The 22287-nt window shown below is 61.6% G+C and carries 14 protein-coding genes; 10 read left to right on the top strand and 4 right to left on the bottom strand.

The window, feature by feature from the left end; translation table 11 throughout:
* Positions 1-76: 76 nt before the first annotated feature.
* Positions 77-2164, top strand: a complete 2088-nt coding sequence (locus ACED18_RS12575) for a caspase family protein (protein ID WP_377292658.1) — start codon at positions 77-79, stop codon at positions 2162-2164.
* Positions 2165-2639: 475 nt separating this feature from the next.
* Here the strand turns inward: ACED18_RS12575 and ACED18_RS12570 are convergent, their stop codons facing one another.
* Together ACED18_RS12570 and ACED18_RS12565 are read right to left on the bottom strand one after the other, a co-directional pair.
* Positions 2640-3404: a HipA domain-containing protein gene (locus ACED18_RS12570; RefSeq protein ID WP_377292714.1), complete on the bottom strand. Its 765-nt coding sequence runs from the start codon at positions 3402-3404 to the stop codon at positions 2640-2642.
* A gap of 427 nt (positions 3405-3831) precedes the next feature.
* Positions 3832-4977, bottom strand: a complete 1146-nt coding sequence (locus tag ACED18_RS12565) for a LuxR C-terminal-related transcriptional regulator (protein WP_377292656.1) — start codon at positions 4975-4977, stop codon at positions 3832-3834.
* A 323-nt stretch (positions 4978-5300) separates the two neighbouring features.
* Here ACED18_RS12565 and ACED18_RS12560 point away from each other — a divergent pair, with 323 nt between their 5' ends.
* The 4 genes from ACED18_RS12560 to ACED18_RS12545 all read left to right on the top strand — a co-directional run bounded on the left by ACED18_RS12560 (position 5301) and on the right by ACED18_RS12545 (position 15316).
* Positions 5301-5903 carry a LysE family transporter gene (locus ACED18_RS12560; RefSeq protein WP_377292654.1) on the top strand — a complete coding sequence of 201 codons (603 nt, stop codon included), beginning with the start codon at positions 5301-5303 and terminating at the stop codon, positions 5901-5903.
* A 168-nt stretch (positions 5904-6071) separates the two neighbouring features.
* On the top strand, positions 6072-11633 hold the full coding sequence (locus tag ACED18_RS12555; RefSeq protein WP_377292652.1) for an Ig-like domain-containing protein: 5562 nt from the start codon (positions 6072-6074) through the stop codon (positions 11631-11633).
* A gap of 21 nt (positions 11634-11654) precedes the next feature.
* Positions 11655-13868 carry a type I secretion system permease/ATPase gene (locus tag ACED18_RS12550; protein WP_377292650.1) on the top strand — a complete coding sequence of 738 codons (2214 nt, stop codon included), beginning with the start codon at positions 11655-11657 and terminating at the stop codon, positions 13866-13868.
* Positions 13865-15316, top strand: coding sequence for an HlyD family type I secretion periplasmic adaptor subunit (locus ACED18_RS12545; protein ID WP_377292648.1), 1452 nt, complete (start codon positions 13865-13867; stop codon positions 15314-15316). The genes ACED18_RS12550 and ACED18_RS12545 overlap by 4 nt, the downstream gene beginning before the upstream one ends.
* Before the next feature lie 133 nt (positions 15317-15449).
* Here the strand turns inward: ACED18_RS12545 and ACED18_RS12540 are convergent, their stop codons facing one another.
* Positions 15450-16514 (bottom strand): hypothetical protein, encoded by a 1065-nt coding sequence (locus ACED18_RS12540; protein WP_377292646.1) that lies wholly within the window; start codon positions 16512-16514, stop codon positions 15450-15452.
* 741 nt (positions 16515-17255) lie between these two features.
* Between ACED18_RS12540 and ACED18_RS12535 the strand changes: the two genes are divergently transcribed.
* The 4 genes from ACED18_RS12535 to ACED18_RS12520 are packed head-to-tail and all read left to right on the top strand — an operon-like array spanning position 17256 to position 19772.
* Entirely contained in the window at positions 17256-18221 is a 966-nt protein-coding gene (locus tag ACED18_RS12535) for an OmpA family protein (RefSeq protein ID WP_377292644.1), read from the top strand.
* Positions 18222-18265: 44 nt separating this feature from the next.
* Complete coding sequence (locus ACED18_RS12530; protein ID WP_377292642.1) at positions 18266-18697, top strand: hypothetical protein; 432 nt, start codon at positions 18266-18268, stop codon at positions 18695-18697.
* The gene (locus ACED18_RS12525; RefSeq protein ID WP_377292640.1) at positions 18694-19314 is read left to right on the top strand and encodes a hypothetical protein; all 621 of its coding nucleotides are present in this window, start codon (positions 18694-18696) and stop codon (positions 19312-19314) included. Before ACED18_RS12530 ends, ACED18_RS12525 begins: the two co-directional genes overlap by 4 nt.
* 17 nt (positions 19315-19331) lie before the next feature.
* Entirely contained in the window at positions 19332-19772 is a 441-nt protein-coding gene (locus tag ACED18_RS12520; RefSeq protein WP_377292638.1) for a DUF3617 domain-containing protein, read from the top strand.
* A 187-nt stretch (positions 19773-19959) separates the two neighbouring features.
* On the opposite strand, the gene ACED18_RS12515 is transcribed toward ACED18_RS12520, so the two are convergent.
* Positions 19960-20112 carry a hypothetical protein gene (locus ACED18_RS12515; RefSeq protein WP_377292636.1) on the bottom strand — a complete coding sequence of 51 codons (153 nt, stop codon included), beginning with the start codon at positions 20110-20112 and terminating at the stop codon, positions 19960-19962.
* Between the two features lie 486 nt (positions 20113-20598).
* Here ACED18_RS12515 and ACED18_RS12510 point away from each other — a divergent pair, with 486 nt between their 5' ends.
* Positions 20599-22077 (top strand): hypothetical protein, encoded by a 1479-nt coding sequence (locus ACED18_RS12510; protein WP_377292634.1) that lies wholly within the window; start codon positions 20599-20601, stop codon positions 22075-22077.
* The last annotated feature ends 210 nt before the right edge of the window (positions 22078-22287 follow it).

Below are 22287 nucleotides of genomic sequence, written 5' to 3'. Positions count from 1 at the left end.
CGCACGCGCCTTACACTGGGTCCGTCAGTTGGGTGCTACGGTGCACCGGAGGGCAGGCGGAGGAGGAAGGGGCGCGATGGCGGCTTTGCTGAGGACGGTGATCATCATCCTTCTTGTCGCGTTTTCGACCGCTCCCATCTCGGCCGCGGAAAAGCGCGTGGCGCTCGTCATCGGCAATGGCGACTACCAGCAGCTTCCCCGTCTTCTCAATTCGCCGGCCGATGCCGCCCTCATCGAAAAATCGCTGCGCAACGTCGGCTTCAAGACCTTTCTGGTCACCAACGGCACGCGCCAGGACATGGTGCGAAGCCTCAAATCCTTCACCGATGCGATCGATCAGGACACGGCCGTGCTGGTCTTTTACGCCGGCCACGGTATCCAGTTCGACCAGGAGAACTACCTCATCCCCGTCGACAGCCAGTTGACGAGCGCCGACGACCTGCCGCTCGAGGCCTTCAGCCTGAAGCTCATCACCGAGCAGATCAGCCGCGTGCAGCCGAAGATCGCCGTCTTCGTGCTCGACGCCTGCCGCAACAATCCCTTGGAGAAGGCGAGCCGTTCGGCAACGGGCGCGACGCAGACCCGCGGTCTGGCGCGGGCCACCGGGCCGCTCGGGAGCTTCATCGCCTTTGCCACCGCCCCCGGCGATGTGGCGACGGACGGAAGCAACGGCAACAGCCCCTTCACCCGCGCGCTTGCCGATGTCATCACCGCGCCCGGCCTACCGATCGAGCAGGTGTTCAAGCGGGTACGTGAGCGGGTCGTGACCGAAACCAAGGGCAAGCAGGTGCCGTGGGACAACTCCTCGCTGACCAAGGACTTCTTCTTCACAGAAGCACTTCCGGCAGAGCCGACACTGTCGGCAGCGGCGGCCAAGGATGCCGAAGCTTGGCAGTCCGCCTCCGATGCCGACATCGCGTCCTCCTACCGCTCGTATCTCTCTGCCTTCCCGCAGGGCCTGTTTGCCGATATCGCCCAGTTGCGGCTCGACGTCCTCGACCGCAAGCAGGCCGCGCCGGCCGACCAGCAGCAGGCTTCGCTGCCGGCGCGCGACCGGACGATCGACGCGGCAAACGACCTGACGACCTGGACCGCGATCCCGCAAAATGGCACGCCGGAGCAGTATCGCGATTACCTCGAAAAATTTCCGAACGGGGTCTTTGCCAAGCTCGCCCGCCTGCGCCTTGAAGCCGTCTCCCGCGAGGGCGCGGCCGATGTTGCGGCGCTCCCCGACAAGATCACGGCGCGATATGAGGAGTTCGCCGACGATCCGCTCTATCCGGAAGTGACCGATTGCGACCGGGAGGCGGGGCACGTGCAGGAAATTGCCGATCCCGCAGTCGGTGTCTATTTCAAGCAGATCGTGCCGGAGCGGGCCGTGCCCGCCTGCCTGAAAGCGCTGCAACAATATCCCGACAGCCTCCGAATCCTAATGAATTACGGCCGCGCCATTGATGCAGCGGGCCGCCACGACGAGGCCCGCGAGATCTACCGCGCCGGCGCGGAAGCGGGCTTCCCGATAGCCTACCGCTCTCTCGGCGACGTCTATCGCGACGGGCGCGGCATCGAGAAGAACCTGAACGAGGCCCGCTACTGGTACGTTCTGGGCGCCGCCAAGAAGAACGTCTTCGCGGAGTTCAACCTCGCCCTCATCTACGAGAACGGTCTTGGCGTTCCCAAGAATCCGGAAAAAGCCGCCTATTGGCTCTGGCGGGCGGCACGCCAGGGCTTCGCTCCGGCCATGGAAAAGCTCTCGGCCTACTATCTTGCCGGAACCGTGGTCCCGAAAGACATGCGTCAGGCAGAAATCCTGCTGACCGGCGCAGCGGAAATGGGTCATATCTACGCCGAGTATCAGCTCGGCAACCTCTTGATCGACGGGACCCAGCTCGCGAAAAATGAGACGATGGGCACCGAGTGGGTCTCCAGGGCTGCAAGACAAGGCTACAACGAAGCGCAGCATCGTCTTGGCGAACTCTACCTCGAAGGCAAGGGCGTCCCGAAAGACGCCACCAAGGCCCTCAGCTGGTTCCTGATCGCCAAGCAATCCGGTCTCGAAAAGGCCGCGGCGCAGGTCGAGACCGTAGAAGCGAAGATCGGAAAGAAGGAAGCGCGCAAGGCCGAAAAACTGGCCGCAGATTTCCGCAAGGAAGAGGTGAAATAGCCCGCTCTCGCCGGGGATATGCGGAGAAGATTTGTAACTTGTATCTGACTCTTGACGGAATACGAACTTGCGGCCCATGTCATCCGGAATGGGTAAGCGGTTCAAATCGTTAAGCTTTAGCGGAAGAGATCAAATGTCCGCTTTGGTGCAGAGTAGAGATGTCCGCAGCAGTCACCACACTGCCCTAAGATCACCGAATTGACGGCATCACTCGACATTTGTGCTCCCTCTCCCGCTCCGGGTGAAGTGAAGCATAATCGCGGGATGACGGTCCAGTCGGCAACAACGAACTCATGCGATTATTCAGCCTATACTTACGGGTTAACGCGAAAGCAGGGGCTCGGAGATTTGACCATTGATAGGAAGACGGTAGCAACCGTAGATGTCAGAGGGATTGGCTGGTAGCGCCAACAGAGATGACGAACTGCCATTGCCACAGTCGCCTTGCATGCGGAAATAATTGCCGTCTCGGCGATTATCGGGATTGCGCCTGAATGCGCCGACACCGCTTCTGGATCCGATGTGTGACCCTTTGCAGAATCCGAGCCGGATCGCCTGCAAGGTCAGTAATTTGCGAAGCCACGTCCTCGGATCGCGCGGCGACAAGCTCAGCCAGCTCAGCAACGCGCCTGACCGTCGATGCCCCGCTCAACCCAATGTCGGCAGCAAACGCCTGCCAGTCGGCTTTATGCAGATCCGCGGCGCTGATCCGGCCGCCTATTCCGTGAGGCAGGCTCTGGTCGATGTTGGGATAGACGGCAGCGCACATCAGGTCATAGAGCGGCGCCATCTTCGCGGACCCACCCGCACCGATCAGGATCGAGTAGTTCTTCGCGTGCGAATCCGAGTTGCAAATGAGCACATTGAGGATGACCGCATTGAGGAGTGTCATGCGCTCTGCAGGCGAAGCCAGGTCGCTGACGGCTTGGAACATCATTCTCAGGGTCACGCCCCGCCCGGTCGAGGAGCGCTCGTATTTTTGCGACGGGAAATGTCCGGTTAGCTGGCAAAGATCTTCCTGATGAAGCCGGCGAATCTCGCCTTGCGGATCGATGAAGCGGTCATAGCGCTTCACAAGAAGATAGCGGCGTCGACCAGCCACGCCGATGGTCGCCTCAGCAGCCTCAAGACCGCAGGCGCGCGTGAAAGCGAGACAGAACGCTTCGTTCTCGACGCTGCCTGCAAGCCGTTTTGAATCCGGCTTCAGAATGTGAGTGGAGGGGGTCCCATCGACAGGGATGGATTTATCGCCGTTCTCGCCAACGAAGACCGGCAGCGCCTCCTGGACGCCCGCGAAAAAATTGATACCCCGCGCTCCCCGACCAGGAAGGGCTTTGCCGGCACCTACGATAGTTTGCAGCTAGGAGATGGGAGGGATTTCAAGATCTTAAATCAATCGTTAAAGAACCACACCACCGGGCTTCCTCAGGCAATTTCTCAACTGGGTAAACTGTAAATTTCTTCCAGAACATGTCGCGCCATTCGAGCGGGAATTTTGGAAGCCTTTGCTGTCGTTTCGAGCTTTCGGATCGCACTCTTAAGTCCGAGATCCAGCCTGATCCAGGATTCACGCTATAGACTGTAAAATTCTGTTTTTACATGTCTTTTCCTGAGCGTCAAACACACCTTCAGAAGGTATTTTCGAAAAGGCGCGTGAAGCTCGCCCGTTACTGCCGGGCGGCCAGGACGGCGCGGATCATGGCGGCGCGGCGGCTGACGCCCATTTTTGCGAAAATCGCCTGGAGATGTTTCTTGACGGTGTTGGGTGAGATGTCGAGGGTGGCAGCCATCTCTGCAACCGTATGGGTCTGGACGGCGGCGTGCAGCACCCGCATCTCTCCCGGCGTCAGCCCATAAAGGACGGCACAGGCCTCGATGCCGGAGGCAGGCACGGCCTCTGCCCTGCGGATAAAGAGCGCCGCACGCGCCGACCGGCCAACCTGCTCGAAGGCCGCCTGGGTCGAGGAATTCGGCTCGAGCCGCATCAGATAGGCGATCCAGTCCGCTCCCTCAGCATCAGTCATTTTAATGAGTGCGGGATAGCTGTGCAAAAGAACATCGCGTTGCGCCGTACCACCCGCAAGCGCGTCGCGAAGCAGGCGCTGCGCCTCGGGATCGACGAGGCCCAGCCCTTGCGCACCTTCACGCACCACATCCCCGCGGGCGAGAAGCGTCTGGGCGCTTTGGTTTGTCCACGTTGCCACGCCGTCCGGCCCCAGAATGAAGACAGCCGCTTCGACATGATTCAGCGCCGATTCCAGCGAGCGCACTCGCTTTTCCTGCCTGCCGATTTCCCGGCGAATGAGGGTCGCACGCTGGATATGCGGCACCAGCCGTCTCAACCGGGTGCGCAGGCGTTCGTCCACCAACCCGTACTGATCACCTGTAATAACCGTGAAGGCTGCCGCACTTGCTTCGTAACGCTGGATGTTGAAGATCGCCGCATCGAAGAAGCCTTGCGGCGCGGCCCATTCCCGAAAGAAGCGGCTGGCCTGAAAGGCGTCATGCGCCACCAGTTGGCTGCTTGCGAAGACTTCACCGGGCTTGATGAAGATCGAGGCAGGATAGGTGGGATTGAGGGTGACGAATTTCTCCCGATACAGGCGGATGAATTCCGGGTCGATCCCCCAGGAATAGACCGTTTCGCCAATCCCGTTGCTGGCATCGCGCCAGTAGATGCGCGAGGCCCGTCCGCCCGTATAGGCGCAGATCATCTGCAGGGTCTGCGGCCAGAGGGTCTCGTCCAGCACCGTGTCGTAAATCGACCCGATCACATCGGAAAGCCCGTCCAGTTCCGCCTGCGACTGCCTCATTCTCACATCCTGCCTTGATGCCCGACGCTACTTTAGCGATGCAATCGCCGCAAAATCCATCGAAATTGGCGACCCTACCCGAACAGGTGATGCGTGGCCCGGTTGCGCATGTCGATATGCGGCGACGGTGCTGGCCGGCGATGCCTTGATGATGAGGCCTGCCTGCGCGCCAGCGCCGCAATGACATCAACGCAAGGGGCTTTTCCTCTGGTTTTCGGGCGGTCGCGTGGACATGCGGATCTCAAACAACTCCGTTGAGGTGATTGCGCGCGCCTTGGCCGGACGGCTGCCTTTTGCCGCGGAGCGTAACCGGAGACGATGGCATGGAGCTGTTCATGTCGGCCTGGGTTCTGGGTCTTTCGATCGCGCTGCCCCTGGGGCCCGTCAGCCTGCAATGCGTGGAGCAAAGCCTGGCGCAGGGCGCACGCTCCGGTCTGGCAAGCGGCGCCGGTGCGGCAACGAGCCATTGCCTCCATGCCGCCGTCGCCGTGCTCGGAGCCAGGACGATCGCTCTTCCTCTTGCGGGCATCGACGGCAAAGTGCATGTGCTGCTCGGACTGCTGCTGGCGCTTCTGGGCCTGCGAAGCCTGCTTCGTGCCCGCACGGCGGTCGGACCACGAACCACGATCAGCAGCCGAGGGATCGCCTATCTGAAAGGCGCCGGTCTTGCACTGAGCAATCCCGCGACGCCGCTCACATATGTGAGCTTTGCCGCCGCCACCGCGACCGCACGGGCAACCGACATGGGCCTGCAACAGACAGCCTTTGTCTGCGGGGCCGGGCTTGGCGCCCTGTCATGCTACGCGACATTGATCACGCTGACGACGCTCGTCGGCCGGCATCTGCCGCAATCTCTCTTCTCCCGGCTTCATCTCGTTTCCGGCCCCATCCTGATCGTGATGGGGCTGATGATGGCGGTGCGGTGATGCGGATGTCGCGCCGAATGGACCCGATCAGTCCTCAGACCAACAATCAGCGCCCGACAAGCGGGACGCCATCACCCCTCTTGCGCCTTGTCCCGATCCGTCCCGCGGCTGTTCCCGGCACGCATGCGGTCGCTGACGGTGCACACACGACTAGGAAGGAGCAAAACCATGGCCGGAACCAATGATCTGACGGGCAGCGTGACGCTGGTGACAGGCGCGCTCGGCGGCGGGGTTGGCAATGGGCGCAGCGACGACCCCGTCTTCTCGCCGGATGGCAAGAAACTCGTCTTCGATTCCAGCGCCAACAATCTCGTGGCGGGCGATGCCGGCGGTCAGGACGTGTTCGTCAAGGATCTGACCACGGGCACGATCACGCGGCTCTCGGTCGGTCCCGGCGGCGCGCAGGCCGACGACAGCAGCTATCTGCCGGTGTTCTCTCCCGACGGCACCAAGGTCGCCTTCGTCTCCGTTGCCGGCAATCTCGTCCTCAATGACGGCAATGCGCTTTCTGATCTGTTTGTGGTCGATCTCGCGACCGGCGCGATCACGCGCGTCAGCCCGAATGCCGATCAGGGCGTCGCCAACAGCCAGCCATCGTTTTTCCCGGACGGCAACAGGCTGTTGTTTGAAACCGGCGATCCGCTGGTTGCCGGCGACACCAACCACGCCCGCGACATCTACGCCGTCGATCTGACGACCGGCGTACTGACACGCCTTTCGACCGACGCCAATGGGAGCCAAATCGATCAGGCCTCCACGGCGCCGACGCTGTCCGGTGATGGGACGAAGCTGTTGTTCAGGACGAACGCCGGTCTGGCCCCGGAAGACAGCAACGGCGGCTTCGACTTTTATGTGAAGGATCTGAGCAGCGGCGCGCTCACGCTCGTCGGGCGCGCTGCAGACGGTACGGTCGCCAACTCTGCCAGCCTCGCCGCCTCGATCTCGGCCGATGGCACCAAGGTTGCCTTCTGGTCTCAGGCGACCAATCTGGTGGCGAACGACACCAACGGCCTCGCCGATCTCTTCGTGAAGGATCTCGTGACCGGAGCGGTCACATTGGTGACGCAGACGGCGGGCGGCGTTCAGGCCAACCGGTTCTCCAATCAGGACCTGACGACGGCCTTCTCGCCGGACGGCAACTTCCTGCTGTTCACATCGCTCGCCGGCAATCTCGTTCCCGGAGACGCCAACAACACTTACGATCTCTTCGTAAAGGATCTGCGCGACGGCACGATCACGCGCGTCTCGACAGCCGCCGATGGCACCCAGGCGAATTTTGGCGGGCAGGAAGGCCGCTGGTCGCCGGATGGCCGATCGATCGCCTTTTATTCCGGCGCAACCAATCTCGTGTCGGGACCGGATGGCAATAACGGCCAGCTTTTCGTCAAGGATGTCTCGTCCCTCTATCCGGCGCCGGTCAACCATGCGCCGGTCGCCAATGCCGACAGCTTCACGGTCGTCAGTGGCACACCGCTGCAGATGGGCGGTGCCGGCGTGCTGGCGAACGATGTCGATATCGATGGCGATCCGCTGCATGCCGTGCTGCTCAGCGGCCCCGCCCATGGCACGCTGAACCTCGATGCGAGCGGCGCTTTCACCTATACGGCCGAGACCGGCTTTCACGGCGCCGACAGCTTTACCTACAAGGCCAATGACGGCACCGCTGACAGCGCCTCCGCGACCGTGACGTTGCTGGTCGATCAGGCGCCGGTCTCGATTGGCGAGACCTACACGATGCGGCAGGACAAGGTCCTGACGGTCGCGGCATCGGCCGGCGTTCTGGCCAACGATACCGATGCCGATGGCGATCCGCTGACCGCCAGCCTGATCACCGGCCCGCAGCACGGCACGCTGTCGCTCGCGGCCAATGGCGGCTTCACCTATACGCCAACGGCCGGCTATCACGGCGCCGACAGCTTCACCTATCGGGCCAATGACGGCACCACCAACGGCAATGTCGCGACGGTGAACCTGCAGGTCTATTCGGATGCGGGCAAGGTGGTGCGCGTCTCGACCACATCGAGTGGCGGACAGATCACGGAAGCGATGGGGTCTCCGGTCTTCAGCGCAGATAAGGCGAGCGTCATCTTCGTTGCGCGCGACGATATCATAGGCGGGAACACGCGCGAGCGAGTCATCGTTCGCAAGAATCTTGCCACGGGTGCGGTCACGCCGCTCGTGTCTGGTTCAGATCTCGGGGGTGGCGGCGTCATTACCGGCTACAGTGCGGCGGTGTCGAGCGGAGACAATCTTATCGCCTTTGAAGCAGGGCTCCCGGATGGGACTGGCGCGCATCTCTATGTAAAAAATCTATCCACGAACGTTATTACAAAAATTTCCGATGATAGATCTTCGTCCAGCTCGATCTCCTTTTCACCCGACGGTACAAAGATAGCCTACTCAAACATAGTTATCTCAGACGCCGAAGTAATGGTTAAAAATCTGATTACCGGCAGCACGGATATCGTGTCTCGAAACATGAGGGGCACCGCCCAGAATAGTTCGGCTTTGGCCACTCCGGATGCAACGCCGCGGTTTTCGCCGGACGGCCGCTCAATCGCGTTTTATTCCTTTGACCCCCATATGGTCCCCGATGACACGAACGGTGGCGCAGACCTCTTCATCAAGAATTTGGCGACCGGCTTGCTGACACGGGTGACGACGAATAGCGACGGGACAGAGCTCTCGCTCGGGGGTTACCAAGTGCAGATGATCAACGGTCATCCCAACGTGGCCGGAAGTTCACACGGCAGCTACGCTTTCTCCCATGATGGACGGTACATTGCATTTCTTTCATCGTTTCCGTCACTCGACCCGGATCCGAAGAGCGGTCTCCAACAGGTATATCTGAAAAACCTGGCAACGGGCGAGTTACGGGTTTTATCGACGTCAGCGGATGGAACGCTGGCGGACGCGGACAGCGATTACGTGACGTTTTCGCCGGACGACCAGTATATCGCCTTCTCTTCTGAGGCCACCAATCTAGTCCCCGGCGGACGGCCCGACGCAGGTGCATCCCTGGACAAGGATTTCATCTATCTCAAGAACATCCAGTCCGGTGCTATTATGCAGATGATCGGTAGCGCCGACGGACAACCCGCGAATGTGGGCATCTCCTTCAATGACGCATTCGAATTTTCGAGCGACGGGTCGAAGCTTCTGTTCAGGTCGGCTGCCAGCAATCTCGTACAAAACGACACCAACAACGCATCCGACATCTTCCTCAAGTCGATCCACTATCCCCCGACAGCCAACGAAGACAGATATTCACCGCCGTTAGGAAAGCCCCTGATCGTCTCCGCGCGGGAAGGTGTGCTGAAGAATGACGTGAGCCCGACCGGTGATCCGCTGACCGCGACGCTGGTGGCGGGCCCGGCGAAGGGCACGCTGGACCTCCACGCCGATGGCTCCTTCACCTACACGCCGCCGCCGGCATCCGGCGGGGCGTTCTTCACCGGGACGGACACCTTCACATATCAGGTCAATGATGGCACGGCCGACAGCAATATCGCGACGGTCAAGCTCCTCAACTACGCGGCCGGCTACTTTTCCGGCCTGTCCGTGGGTGGCGGAGGCGGCAGATCCACCGGCGACCCGCATCTTCTGACGTTTGATGGCCGAAACTACGATTTCCAGGCGGCGGGTGAATTCACGCTCGTCAAGGGGCCTGACTTCGAGATCCAGGTGCGCCAGTCAGCCTTGGGGAGCGGCAACGCCTCCGTCAACACGGCTGTCGCCATGTCTGTCGATGGCGTCGCCGTGTCGCTCTATGCCGGCAGTGCCCATCCGCTCCTGATCGGCGGTGTCGCGACCGACCTCGGCGATGGCGATTCGCTCCAGGTCGGCAATGGCAGCATTGCCCGCAGTGGCTCGGCCTATGTGGTGACGAATGGCAATGGCGACGGCTTTTACGCAGCGCTGGGCTCGAATGTCATCGAGGTTCAGCCGATGCTTGGCAGCTCCGGCCGCAACATCTCCGGTCTGCTCGGCAATGCCGACGGCATCTCGACGAATGATTTCCGCCTGCGCGATGGCACCGATCTCGGCGATACAATCTCGAGCGCAACGCTCTACTCGACCTTCGCGGACAGTTGGCGCATTACCGATGCGACGAGCCTCTTCACCTACGGCGCGGGCGAGAGCACGGCGAGTTTCACGGATCGCTCCTTCCCGCATGCAATCGTCACGCTCGCCGATCTCGATCCCACGTTGCGCGCGGCCGCCGAGCAGACCGCCAGCAATGCCGGCCTGACGCGGGGCACGCTCGCCTTTGACAATGCCGTACTCGATGTCGCGCTGACAGGGAATGCGGAATTCGCGACCTTGGCCGCCGCGCTCCCCGTGCTGAAGCCCGATGCGCCGCACGTGGCGCTGGCCGCCGACACGGGCACGTCGAGCGCGGATGGCATCACGAAAGATGCCAGGCTTACGATCACGCCCAGCGCCTCTGCCGACCGCCTGTCTGTGAACGTCGATGGTCACGCCGTCACGACATACGATCCTTCAGGCCTCTCGCAGGGAATGCATACCGTCAGCGTCACCGAGACGAATGCGCTCGGCTATAGCTCGGACCCGACGACGGTGACCTTCACGCTCGACAGCCAGGCGCCGGACCTTCAGGTCACCACAGGCGGCGGGCGCTCCATCTCGCCGGATATCCTCGTCTCCGGCACGATCGGGGCAGCCGACATAGGCCGTCAGGTTTCGGTCTTCGATGAAGCGCAGACGCTGCTCGGCACGACGGTGGCGACCTCCGATGGCCGCTGGAACCTGACCGTCCAGGTACCGCAGATGGGCGACCATCAACTGACAGCGACGGCCATGGACGTGGCCGGTAACACGGCCCAGGTATCCTTTGCCGTCACCCGTGCCAACGATCCCGGCAGCGGTCTGGGTGACGTCCACATGAGGACGTTCCAGGGTCTCTCCTATGATTTCCAGGCCGTTGGCCGCTTCACGATGGTGCGCTCCGTCTCTGCCGCAAGTCCCTTCGATATCCAGATCGAGACGAAGAGCTGGGGTGATCTGGCCAGCGTCACCGACAAGATCGCCGCGCAGATCGGGGGAAATGCGGTTCGCTTCGAGCTTGACGGTTCGATCTTTATCAACGGCGCGGTCGATCACAGCCTGTCATCGGACGGTGAGGTGCTTCGTCTGGATGGCGGTGCGATCACGCGTCTTTCGGCAAAGAGCTACCGGGTAGATTGGAGCGACGGCCAAAGCCTGAGCGTCATCAACCAGGGTGTCTGTTTCGATGAGGTTGCTTCGCTCGGCCCTTCGGACGGCCCCGGCTCCGTCGAGGGCCTATTGGGTTCCAACACCAGCCGCGCCACCGATATCGCGCTTGCCGACGGCACCGTGCTCGCGCATCCCACGGAAGCAGACCTCCTCGGACGTTACGCCGAAAGCTGGTCGCTTACCGATGGCGGCTCCCTGCTCGAAAACGGCGGCACCTTGCCGATCGCCTTTTCCGATCGCGGCAAGGCAGATGCACCTTTCAACGGCAGGTCGTCGATCGGTCTGGCCAATTTCGTCGCCGAACGCACGACGCTCGCCTTTCAGGAAGACCGCTCCGGCGCCTTCGGCACGCTGACGGTCGCCAGCGGCCAGCAGCAGACGGCACTGATCCTGATGGGACAGTATGCGGCTGCGAATTTCCACGCCGGCGACGACGGTCATGGCGGCGTGACCATCGACTATCAGCCGCCACGACCGACGCTGCTTGGTTGAGACAGGGAGACACGCAGGCTCATGCTGTCCGAAAATGATCATGTCGCGGGAGAGGACGGATCCGCGAAAGTGGCGCAACCGGATGCCCCACCGCCTGGCAAGCGGGACTTTCTGGCGCTCGTCTGGTGCCTGAGCCTGCTCGGCCTGCCGGCCGATGCCGACCAGATGCTGCACGCCCATGGCGTTTCCGGTGCCGCCCGCGACGCCGATCTGCTGCGCGCGGCGCGGCGTTTTCCGGTCAAGGCGCGGGCGATAAGCTCGCGCTACGAGCGGCTGGCCGCCACGCCCATGCCGGCGCTGGCCGAACTGACGGACGGCGGCTGGATCGTCATCGGCAAGGCTGACGCCGAGAAGGTGCTGGCGCTCGACCCGGCGAACGGCTCTCCCGAACTGATCGGGCGCGAGGATTTCACGGCACGGTGGAGCGGCAGGCTCATTCTCGTGACGCGGCGGGCGACGCGCCTCTCGCTCGACCGGCGCTTCGGCATCGGCTGGTTTGTCGCCGCCATGGCCAAATACCGCCGGCCGCTGGTCGAAGTTCTCGTCGCCTCGCTGTTCATCCAGGTTTTCGGGCTGATCGCGCCGCTCTTCTTTCAGGTCGTCGTCGACAAGGTGCTAGTGCATCGCGGGCTCTCTACACTCGACGTCCTGGCGACGGGGCTCATCCTTGTGTCCGTCTTCGAGGTCCTGCTGACCGGCATTCGCAGCTGGCTGTTTGCCCATACGGCCAACCGTATCGACGTGGAGCTTGGCGCGCGGCTCTTCCAGCACCTCGTGGCCTTGCCCATGGCCTATTTCAGCACGCGCCGCGTCGGTGACACCGTGGCGCGGCTGCGCGAGCTGGAGCAGATCCGCCAGTTCCTGACCTCATCGGCCCTGACGCTGATCATCGATCTCTTCTTCGCGACGATCTTCATCGGCGTCCTCTACCTCTATTCGCCTTCGCTGACGGCGATCGTCGCAGCCTCCATTCCGCTCTACGTGCTGGTGTCGCTGGTCGCGAGCCCGATGCTCAAGCAGCGCATCGACGAGAAATTCCGGCGTGGCGCGGAGAACCAGTCCTTCCTGGTGGAAAGCATTGCCGGCATCGAAACGGTCAAGGCCATGGCGCTGGAGCCTGCCTTGCAGCGTCGCTGGGAGGAAGGGCTTGCAGGCTATGTGACCGCTGCCTTCGGCGTCATCGGCGTCTCGACTTTTGCCCAGCAGGCGGTGCAGGCGGTCTCCCGCATCGTCACCGTCGGTATCCTGTTTTTCGGCGCGCGTTCGGTCATCACCGGCGAGCTGACGATCGGCGAGCTTGTGGCCTTCAACATGATCGCCGGGCAAGTGGCCCAGCCCGTCCTCAGGCTTGCCCAGCTCTGGCAGGATTTCCAGCAGACCCGCGTCTCCATCGATCGCCTCGGCGATATTCTGAACACGCCCACGGAACCTGTGGCATCGGCAACATCGAGCCTGCCGCCGATCCGCGGCGCGATCCGCTTCGAGGCCGTTTCCTTCCGCTACCGGCTTGACGCCTCCGCCATTCTCTCGGACGTCTCGATCGACATTGCCGCTGGCGAGATCGTCGGAATCGTCGGTGCCTCCGGCTCGGGCAAATCGACCATCATCAAGCTCGTCCAGCGTCTTTTCGTTCCCGAACGCGGCCGCGTGCTGATCGACGGCACTGATCTCGCGCTGGCAGACCCGGCCTGGCTGCGTCGGCAGATGGGCGTCGTTCTCCAGGAAAACGTGCTTTTCAATCGGACGGTGCGCGAAAATATCGCCATTGCCGATCCCGCCATGGGCATGGATCAGGTGATCGCCGCTGCCCGGCTCGCCGGCGCCCACGACTTCATCCTTTCGCTGCCGGAGGGCTATGAGACGATGATCGGCGAACGCGGCGCGAGCCTGTCCGGCGGCCAGCGCCAGCGCATCGCGATTGCCCGCGCGCTCGCCCTCAATCCCCGTATCCTCATTCTGGATGAAGCCACTTCGGCACTCGATTACGAAAGCGAGGCGGTAATCCAGGCCAATATGGCAGCCATCACGCGTGAGCGAACCGTGCTGATCGTCGCCCATCGGCTGTCCACGGTGCGCGCGGCCCACCGGATCGTGGTCATGGATGAGGGGCGCATCGCCGAAAGCGGGACCCACGACCAGCTGATGCGGCTCAACCGTCGTTATGCAAGGCTCTGGCGCATCCAGTCCGAGGGTCCGGCGGCTGCAGCGCTTCGGCCCGTGGAGGTCACGCCATGACAACGCTTCCGCAGCGCTCCGCGACGGCGCAGATCATTCCACTTCCCCGGCGAGAAAAGGGGCTCTCTTCGACCGAACGCGCCTTTCTGCCGGCCGCACTGGAAATCGTGGAGACGCCGGCCTCGCCAACACTGCGGGTCACATCCGGCGTCATCTGCGCCATCTTCGTCGCCACCCTCGGCTGGGCCAGCATCGGCAAGGTCGATCTGATCGCGACCGCGCCGGGCAAGGTGGTACCTGTCGGCCGCACCAAGGAGGTTCAGGCCTTCGAAACCGGAACCGTGCGGCGCATTCTGGTGGATGACGGAACGCTGGTGAAGGCCGGTCAACCTCTCATCCTGATGGATGGCACGCTTGCAGGTGCCGATCGCGAGCGCTTTCGCGATGCGACCATCAGCGCCGATCTCGACATTGCACGGCTTACCGCCCTCGTGACGGCCCCGGCGCCCGGCATCGATCCCTTCGCCGGCGTCACGGCCGAGCCGGAGGCTATCGAGGCCGCGCGTGGCCGCTACAGCGCCGACAAGGCCGGCCGCGACGCCAAACTCGCCGCCGCCGACCGGGAAATTGCCGCGCGACGGCTGGATGCCGTCAGCTACGAGGCGGAGATCGCCCGGATCGACGCGCAGGCGCCGCTTGCCCATGAGCGCACGACCATCCGCAAGAAGGCGTCGGACCAGGCTTTCGGCTCGCGCATCGACTATCTCGATGCGGCCCAGTCCGAGGCCGAACTCGTCAATCAGCGTCGCGTCATGGTCGAAAAGCAGAAGGCTGCGGAAGCGGCGATGCAGGCGCAACTGGCGGATCGCGAACGCCTGCGCGCCGAAACGGAGCGTGACTGGCGGTCAGACCTGCAGAAGGCCATGCGCGAGCGATCCGAAGCCGCCAGCGAACTCGCCAAAGCCGAGCGCCGCACTCAATGGACCTCTGTCGTTTCTCCCGTCGATGGCACGATCTCAGACCTGTCCATCCATACGGAGAGCGGCGTGGTCCAGGCGGGCGAGCAGCTTCTCAAAGTGGTGCCTTCATCCGACCATCTCACCATTGAGGCCGTGATCGAAAACCAGGATATCGGCTTTGTCCATCCGGGCGATCTCGCAGAGATCAAGGTCGATGCATTTCCCTACACGCGATATGGACTGCTGGAGGGCCGCGTCGCCCACATCGCCCGCGACGCGGACGCAGATCCGGACGTGTCGCGGCAGCATACCCTCTCAGGCCCGCGCGATGCGGCCGCAACCACGGAAGCGCTCCGCCGCTCCAGCGCGCTCGTCTACACGGCGCGAATAGACATCGACGACCCGACGCTGCTGATCGATGGCGTCAAAACCCGCCTCGAGCCGGGCATGGCGGTGACCGTCGAAATCAAGACCGGCCAGCGCACCGTCCTCGACTACCTCCTCTCACCCATCAGCCGCCACGCCCATGACGCGCTACGGGAACGATGATCTCGGAGACTGCCGTGTTCGCTTACGACGGCCGCAGCACTGAAACCGATACGGGACGAAATCGGAAATAATTGCCGGTGCGGCAATTGACCGAAACGAGGTATCCAGCGGCACATCCGGGTCGCTCAGCCGTCTAAACCACGCTTCGCGCCAGCAGGTTGGGGATCTCCTCCCATCCACAAATGCCTAACGTCGAATAGACGGTAGCCAAATGCTTTTTCACGGCTTCGTTGCTGAGCATGAGGGCATCTGCGGCCGCGGATCTATTTGTGCCGCGCGCAGCGCTGATGACAAGCAACTTTTGCGTTGGCGAAAGTTTCACGCCGAGGACCAGGTTGAGCGCGGAGAGCGACATCGGCACCTGTTTCTCGAGGCTGATGATGAAAGCACTCACATCATCCGAAGCGGGCGCTGTGAGGCGTTGCAATTTCAACTCAAGTTGTCCTGACGGTATCGCAAGAGTGCGCGTTGGGATTTTCAATCCGGCTGACTCCGCATGGCACATGTCTTCGATAAAGCGGGGTGCAGAGACAATTGCCCCTTCAAGCCGAATGTCCTGGCCAACGAGCGAGCATTCCCGCAGCAGCGCATCGCCTCGCGGGTCGAGAAAGCGGACAGTCCGCCCGTCACGATCAACGATCAAATGTCCGCTGTCGCCTTGCCTCAGCCAGTTCTCTTCATGAGGCTCAGCCAGTGCCGCCCGCAGAGCAGGCTCGATCCGCTGAAGCCGCACGGCATCCTGTGCCGTGAATGGGTTCCCGCGTTCGCGAAAGGCCAGAACGACAATTCTTGTGCGGCCAGCCAGATCGACGCGTAGGTCAAGAGTGTGATGATGTCCACTTGGACGAACGAGAAGATTGAACGTATTGGACCGGTAGTAACTTTCCGGCGGCGCCAAAAGGACGCCGAGACGTTGCCGACTTTTCATATTGGAGAGAAAGGCGACATTCATCTCGTCCGGTCCGCAAAAGAGCCGGTCAAACTCGTTGGCGAAGAGCTCACGCGCGCCGACGGGGCTGTCTTCATGGTGGAAGCCGACCGGTTTACCGCTACCGTCCATCCAGAAAATCCCGACGGCTGCAGCACCAATATAGATTCGGACAAGACGGCACAGCAGGGGCGTGAGGGTTCCGATGTCGTAACCTGCCCGACAGACGAGACTGATGTCGTGAAACGCCTGTGTGTCCGCATGCCGCATCACGTGAGCTCCTCTCTTCCGCCGGATTTTGACCCTGCAGTTTCCTCCAACGCAAGAGTTCTTGTTGGTCACGGGTGCTCGAGGTGTTCACCTTCAACATGCTCCCCGCCGGGGGAATGTTTCTGCGAGAACGGCCGCGATACATCTCGTCCGATCAAAAGACAGAGCGGTGCCGCCGCCTCGGCAGGTGGTAACACGAAATGCAGACCTCCTTTCCGCTCTGTCTGACAGCACGGTTGCAACGAACAGCAACCCAGCCATCAGCGGGGAAATCATGAGAATAAGATGCGTGGCCCTTCTTGCTGCATCTCTCGCAGTGTTGGCGGCCTGTAGCACGTCAATGCAGGAGCCCTGCCACATCGAGGGATCCCAAAGGCATAAGTTCCCCCGAGAATGCGCGAAGGCCAGCGAAGACAAGGCGCTACCGCCATCCGGCGAACAGCAGCCTCAGCCCCTCCTCAAGCCCTTGCGCCCGATCAAGAAAGTCCTGCTACCGATCGAAAATCGGGAGGGTTCGGGCAATGATCGTCCATCTGGCGTACAGGGCGCCAACAGTGGCGAGGCCCAGCCGGAAACGACAAGCCGTACGAGCTTCGCCAGCAGAATGAGCGGCCCGAGCAGCGTTTCCGGAGGCACGCCGGCCGAAAGTGGAGGCCCGGACGACAGCGGCCGCTAACGCCAGCGTTTGATCGAATAACCCCGTCCCCAAAAACGTCGATCCGATCACCGGAGACCGATCCCATGAGACGCATTCTAAAAATTATCGCCTGCTTCTTTATCGCCCTCACCGGATGGACGACCGCTTGCCTGGCAACTGAGCCCACGGGATCTGGCGATCACCCCTTGGTCGGTCGTTACGAAGGGTCCAGGATTACCTCTTACAAGACCGTCGCATTCGACCGCGTTGATCTTTTGAACGGCCCGCTCGCCAAATCCTTCAATGACGAAGCCTTGCCGGACGAACGCAAGCTGACGGTCGAAGGAAAGTCATTCCGCATTATCTACGAGGCGCCAGCCGACCGTTCGGCCCTTGAGGTTGACGCCAACTTCGCCCGAAGCCTCGAGGCGAAGGGATTTCAAATGCTCTACGCCTGCGCCAATGGCGCATGTATTTCCGGAAGCACCAGCTATTATCGTTTCGGCGCGTTGCTCGACGATAGCCGCCGTAATTTCCGCTACGCCGACGGGATTGCCTATAGGTTAGCTCTGTTAAAACGCCCACAAGGCGACGTCTATGTCTCGATCCTTGTCGGGCAAAGCGCGTCCGCTCCGATCGTCGCGATGCGGATTGTCGAAGTTCAGCCAATCGACACGGACAAGATCGTCTTTCTCGACGCCTCCGCGATGAAGGACGGTCTCGTCACCAATGGCCATGTGGCGCTGTACGGGATTTATTTCGACACGGACAAGGCCAACCTCAAGACTGAATCTGCGCCAACGCTGGCGGAAGTCGCAAAGCTTTTGAAAGCCAATCCCGACCTCACCCTGCTCGTTGTCGGTCATACTGACAATCAGGGAGACTTTGCATACAATGTTTCGCTGTCCGAACGCCGTGCGGCGAGTGTGATAGACAGTCTGACGGGCTCCTACGGCGTCCCGAAGTCACGACTTGTACCCTTCGGCGCGGGCATGTCTTCACCTGTGGCCCTGAACGACGACGAGGCGGGCCGCAAACTGAACCGCAGGGTTGAGCTGGTGCGCCGATGAGATCGTGTCTCGTTCCTGCGCGTCTGTTGCTGCCGATAGCCGTCATGATCAGCCTTGCATTCCAAGCCGAGGCGGGTGGGCTGCGTCCATTTTCAGAAGCGCCGCGGGGCTCCGCCGACAGGCGTCAGATACTGGACCTGCTGCGGATGCCGATGCAGCGCGTTTTCGCCGGCCGTATCGAATTCGCTGTCTCCGTCATGAATGTCAGCGACTCAGATGCCTTTGCCCGCGTCCATCCACAAAGACCCGGCGGCGCGCCATTGACGATCGACTTTCCCTGCGAGGTTTCCGGTGCGGATCTGGAGATCGAAGCGACGTTCGTGAAGCGGGGTGGCAGTTGGCACTACGATTCGCCTGCCGACGGCGAATTCCCGATCTGTGCCGATGACGTGACGTCGTGGGATGCCTGGTTGCGGGAACGAGGACTTCCGCAAGACTTTGTGGGACGGTCAGAATTTCTGGATGGAAGCCAATGAGCGGACGAATTTCTTGCGGCCTCGCACTTTCTGTTCTTCTCACAGCGTTTCCTGCTCTGCCTGTTGTCCGGCGTGACGCCCCCCCAAGCGCGGCAGAAGTGAACGATGCGATATCCCGTAGCGAGGATTATGCAGGCACCGTCGTCAGCAGGGTTAGAGGGTGCGTCCCGCTGACATCCGAAGACGGTCTGGTCGATCCGAGATTCGTTGACTGGTATTGCATCGCCGACGGCACGCCTTTGCCCGCTGGCGAACGTGTCATCGAGTTTGCCATCCGCCGCGATCACGGTCCGCGCCGCTTTGAAATGATCATCGGCGAGTTTGGTGGCGGATGCCCGCCTGCAGCGAATGTGGCGCATGATCTGCAGAAGCGGGTAACGGTTCCCAATGTGACAGGGCTAGGCCGGGAAAACCGGCCGATGATGGGGAGCATGATTTTTGATGACGATCCTGAAGCAGTGATTTCGATCGCTTGCGACTACTACGGAAAAGCAGCCCGGAACAATTATCGGCTCTCCGTCACCTTCACCTTCGATGCCGAAGGCTATCATCTCCAGAACGGCGCAAGCGAGCAACTGTTCGACAACGCTGGCAATCCGGTCGATCACGCGCATTGAACGAGAAAGGATCGTTTATGAAAGGCATCCCTGCCTACGTACTCTCAGGCGTCGGCCATCTCGCCGTGCTTTTATGCGGGCCTGCGAGCGCGTGGGCCGACGACCCTCAGCGGCTTCAGCCCGGACTATGGGAAACCACTGTTTCGGCAGGCTCGATGCCATCGCAAAAGAGCACGCAGTGCATCTCCACCTCCCAGGCCGACACGGCGAATGGCGACTATGCTCATGTCAAGGCGGCGCTGGATCGGCAAAATGCCGAAAACGGTTGCAGCACGGGCTCAGTGACTGTGGAGGGGCCGCGTATTCGCTTCACCATGACCTGTTCGGACATGGAGACCGTCACCGACATTACGTATTTCGGCACGCATTCCGAGGGCACCATGTCGACTGAGATGTCGCCTGGCAAACATAGTACCATGACCGTAACATCCACACGTCTGGGTGCATGTCCCCCATGAATGCGCCAAGACGTTACAGGGCGCACAACGGACTGCGACAGGTTCAGTTGCCAACGGCACGGCGGCGAAGACGGGCAGCTTCTCCTGGACGCCCGCGGAGACATCGATACCCCGCGCTCCCCGACAAGAAAGGCTTTGCGGGAAGCTCATCCAGAATGCGCTCCGGCGCCGCAGCATCCGGCACGGGCTAGAGATTGACACCCGGTCGATGGGGTTGACCGATCGACAGGGCGCCGGCCGTGTCGCGCTCGATATGGCCGAGGAGACCGACGATGTCCTGGGGCGAGACTTTGAGACGCTGGCCGATTTCGGCGCCGAATTCGCGTGCTGACCTGAACATGGATCATCTCCCATGCTGGCTTACCGAACAGGAAGATTTTTCATAGATCGCTATGATCCTTACCGATCGGGAAGCAGGGGGCGCCAAGCCCCCGAAACACCCCGATCGGGAAGTTTCAGGCCTCGTCACGAGGTCGAAAAATAGGGTCCTTGAGCGCGCGGTATCGCGTGTGGTACACCTCGGGATATCGCAATTTTGCCAATGAGAGCAGCAGGTTGGAGAAAGTCCAGCTTTCTCAGGTATCGCGGGCCTATCTGGCGGAGAGTCCCCCCCTCTCCGCCATGGAACCTTGTTGACCACCCCTACCAACCTCTTGAATCCCATGCCACCTGCCAAGGCTAAGCATCCTTGTCAGCATCGGTCCGACGCCGCCGAGTCCCGAGGTCCGGCCCTTCAAGACATGGCCTCTCCGAAGTCTTCCCGCACACAACCGTTCCAGGCACGCTGCACTGACGTTGGCCAGAGCGGCTTTGAAAGTCTTCAACCATGGGGTTGAATTCGGTTCGGGATATTTTACCGTGCCCTGAAAAAGGCGCGGAGGCGGTGATGGTCCGGGGTTTGGTTGCAGGCGGTGTGTGCCTTCTTGGATTTTCGGTCTTGGCGGTTCTTACCACCGCTACGCAGGCGCAGATGCGAATGGAGCCGCTCGGCAGCAGCACGAGGCTGGATCCTGCGCGAGGCGCGCCACCCGTCATCTTGATCGAAGGCAGTGGTGAATCCGGCAAGGATCTTGCCCTTTACGGTCCCGGCCTGTCCTTGATCGAGGGTGTGCTGGCGAAGATGCTTGCGCAGTCGGACGTTGCCAATGGCACGCAACCGGCAGACGGCACGCAGCCGGCAGATGGCGGACAGAACAGCGGCGGGACGAAGATTACCGATGGCAATATCTCGATCGAGAAATCGGGCGAGGGCGATTTGCCGAATGGTCTTCATGGAAAGATGACGACAAAGATCGACTTCGACCGGTGCCCGAAGCCAGACGGCCGTATCGCCCTGACATTCATTTCGAAGAGCTTCATAACGAAGAAGGGCGGCACGGGCAGCGCAAACGTCACGGTCACTGTCGATGGCATCCTCCAGTTTGATGATGACGCCCGCAGCGACGGACTGGTGACGAATACACGGGTGGAGCATGCCGCAACCGGCAGCGCGGGCGGAAGCTATGTGGATGTCAGCTGGAACAGGGTTGGCAACACGGCCGTTCGTGATCGCAAGGTCAACAGGATGAGCAGCGAGGCAACCGCGGCCGATGTGGCTGCGGCCGACAGCATCCGCAGCCTTGCCGAGGCGGCCGCCGACCAGATTGCAAGCGGCATTGAGAAGGCGATCGAGGCCGGACATTGCGTGACGCTCACGGCCGAAACCACGCCTGCGAAACGCAGCAAGGTCGCCCCCTCGACAGCCTTCGAGATCCTTGCGAAGCCTCGGGCGAAACTGGACGGCCAGCCTGCGGGAGGCACAGTGGTGGCCATGCTGGAAGGTGGCTCGGCGCTCGACCCGGCTGGAAGCAAGGTTCGCGCGGACGCCCGCTTTCGCTACACGGCGCCGGCGGAAGCAAACAGAAAGGCGGCCGTCCGCCTGGTTGCGCGCTCCAAGCGCGGTGTCGGCCTCGCCACGGTCGATTTCGATACCAATGGGGCAGCCTTCTTCGCTTCGGGCGGCGCAGATGCCTATCACGGCGAGGGCAACATATGCGACTTCGGCAAACCCTTTGTGATTTCAGGAAGCGGCGTAACGCAGAAATTCACGCCAGACAGTCCGACGACCGGGAGCTACGAATATTCAGGAAACCTTGGAGGCTTTGCCGTCTGGGGTAAGGGAACCTACAAAGTGACACTGTCAGCCGACGGCACAAGCGGCAAGCTCGTCGCCAACGGCGGCGGATCGGTCAAGACGCCCATGGGGGTCTACAGCAACAGTGGATCCGAGATCTATGCCTTGACGCCCGGAACGCCTTGCGAGTGACGGCGTCGATCTTCAGGTGCGGGAAGACCTGTTCAGCCTCGCGATCCGCATGGCGGCACCAACCATCGCTGCCGTCGGACGTTGACAGCATGTCGCTTCATTCGGAATTCACGGGACATGCCGCAGAACATTGTTTTTACATGATTTTTCCTGAAATCGCGACACACGTTCAGGAGACGTGCCTTAGGGAAGCTGGCCGCAAACCGTGAC

The organism is Rhizobium sp. SG2393 (assembly GCF_042610495.1).
Lineage (GTDB): Bacteria > Pseudomonadota > Alphaproteobacteria > Rhizobiales > Rhizobiaceae > RU20A.
The sequence above is the reverse complement of the archived record's forward strand: the minus strand, read 5'-3'. Positions and strand labels throughout refer to the sequence as shown.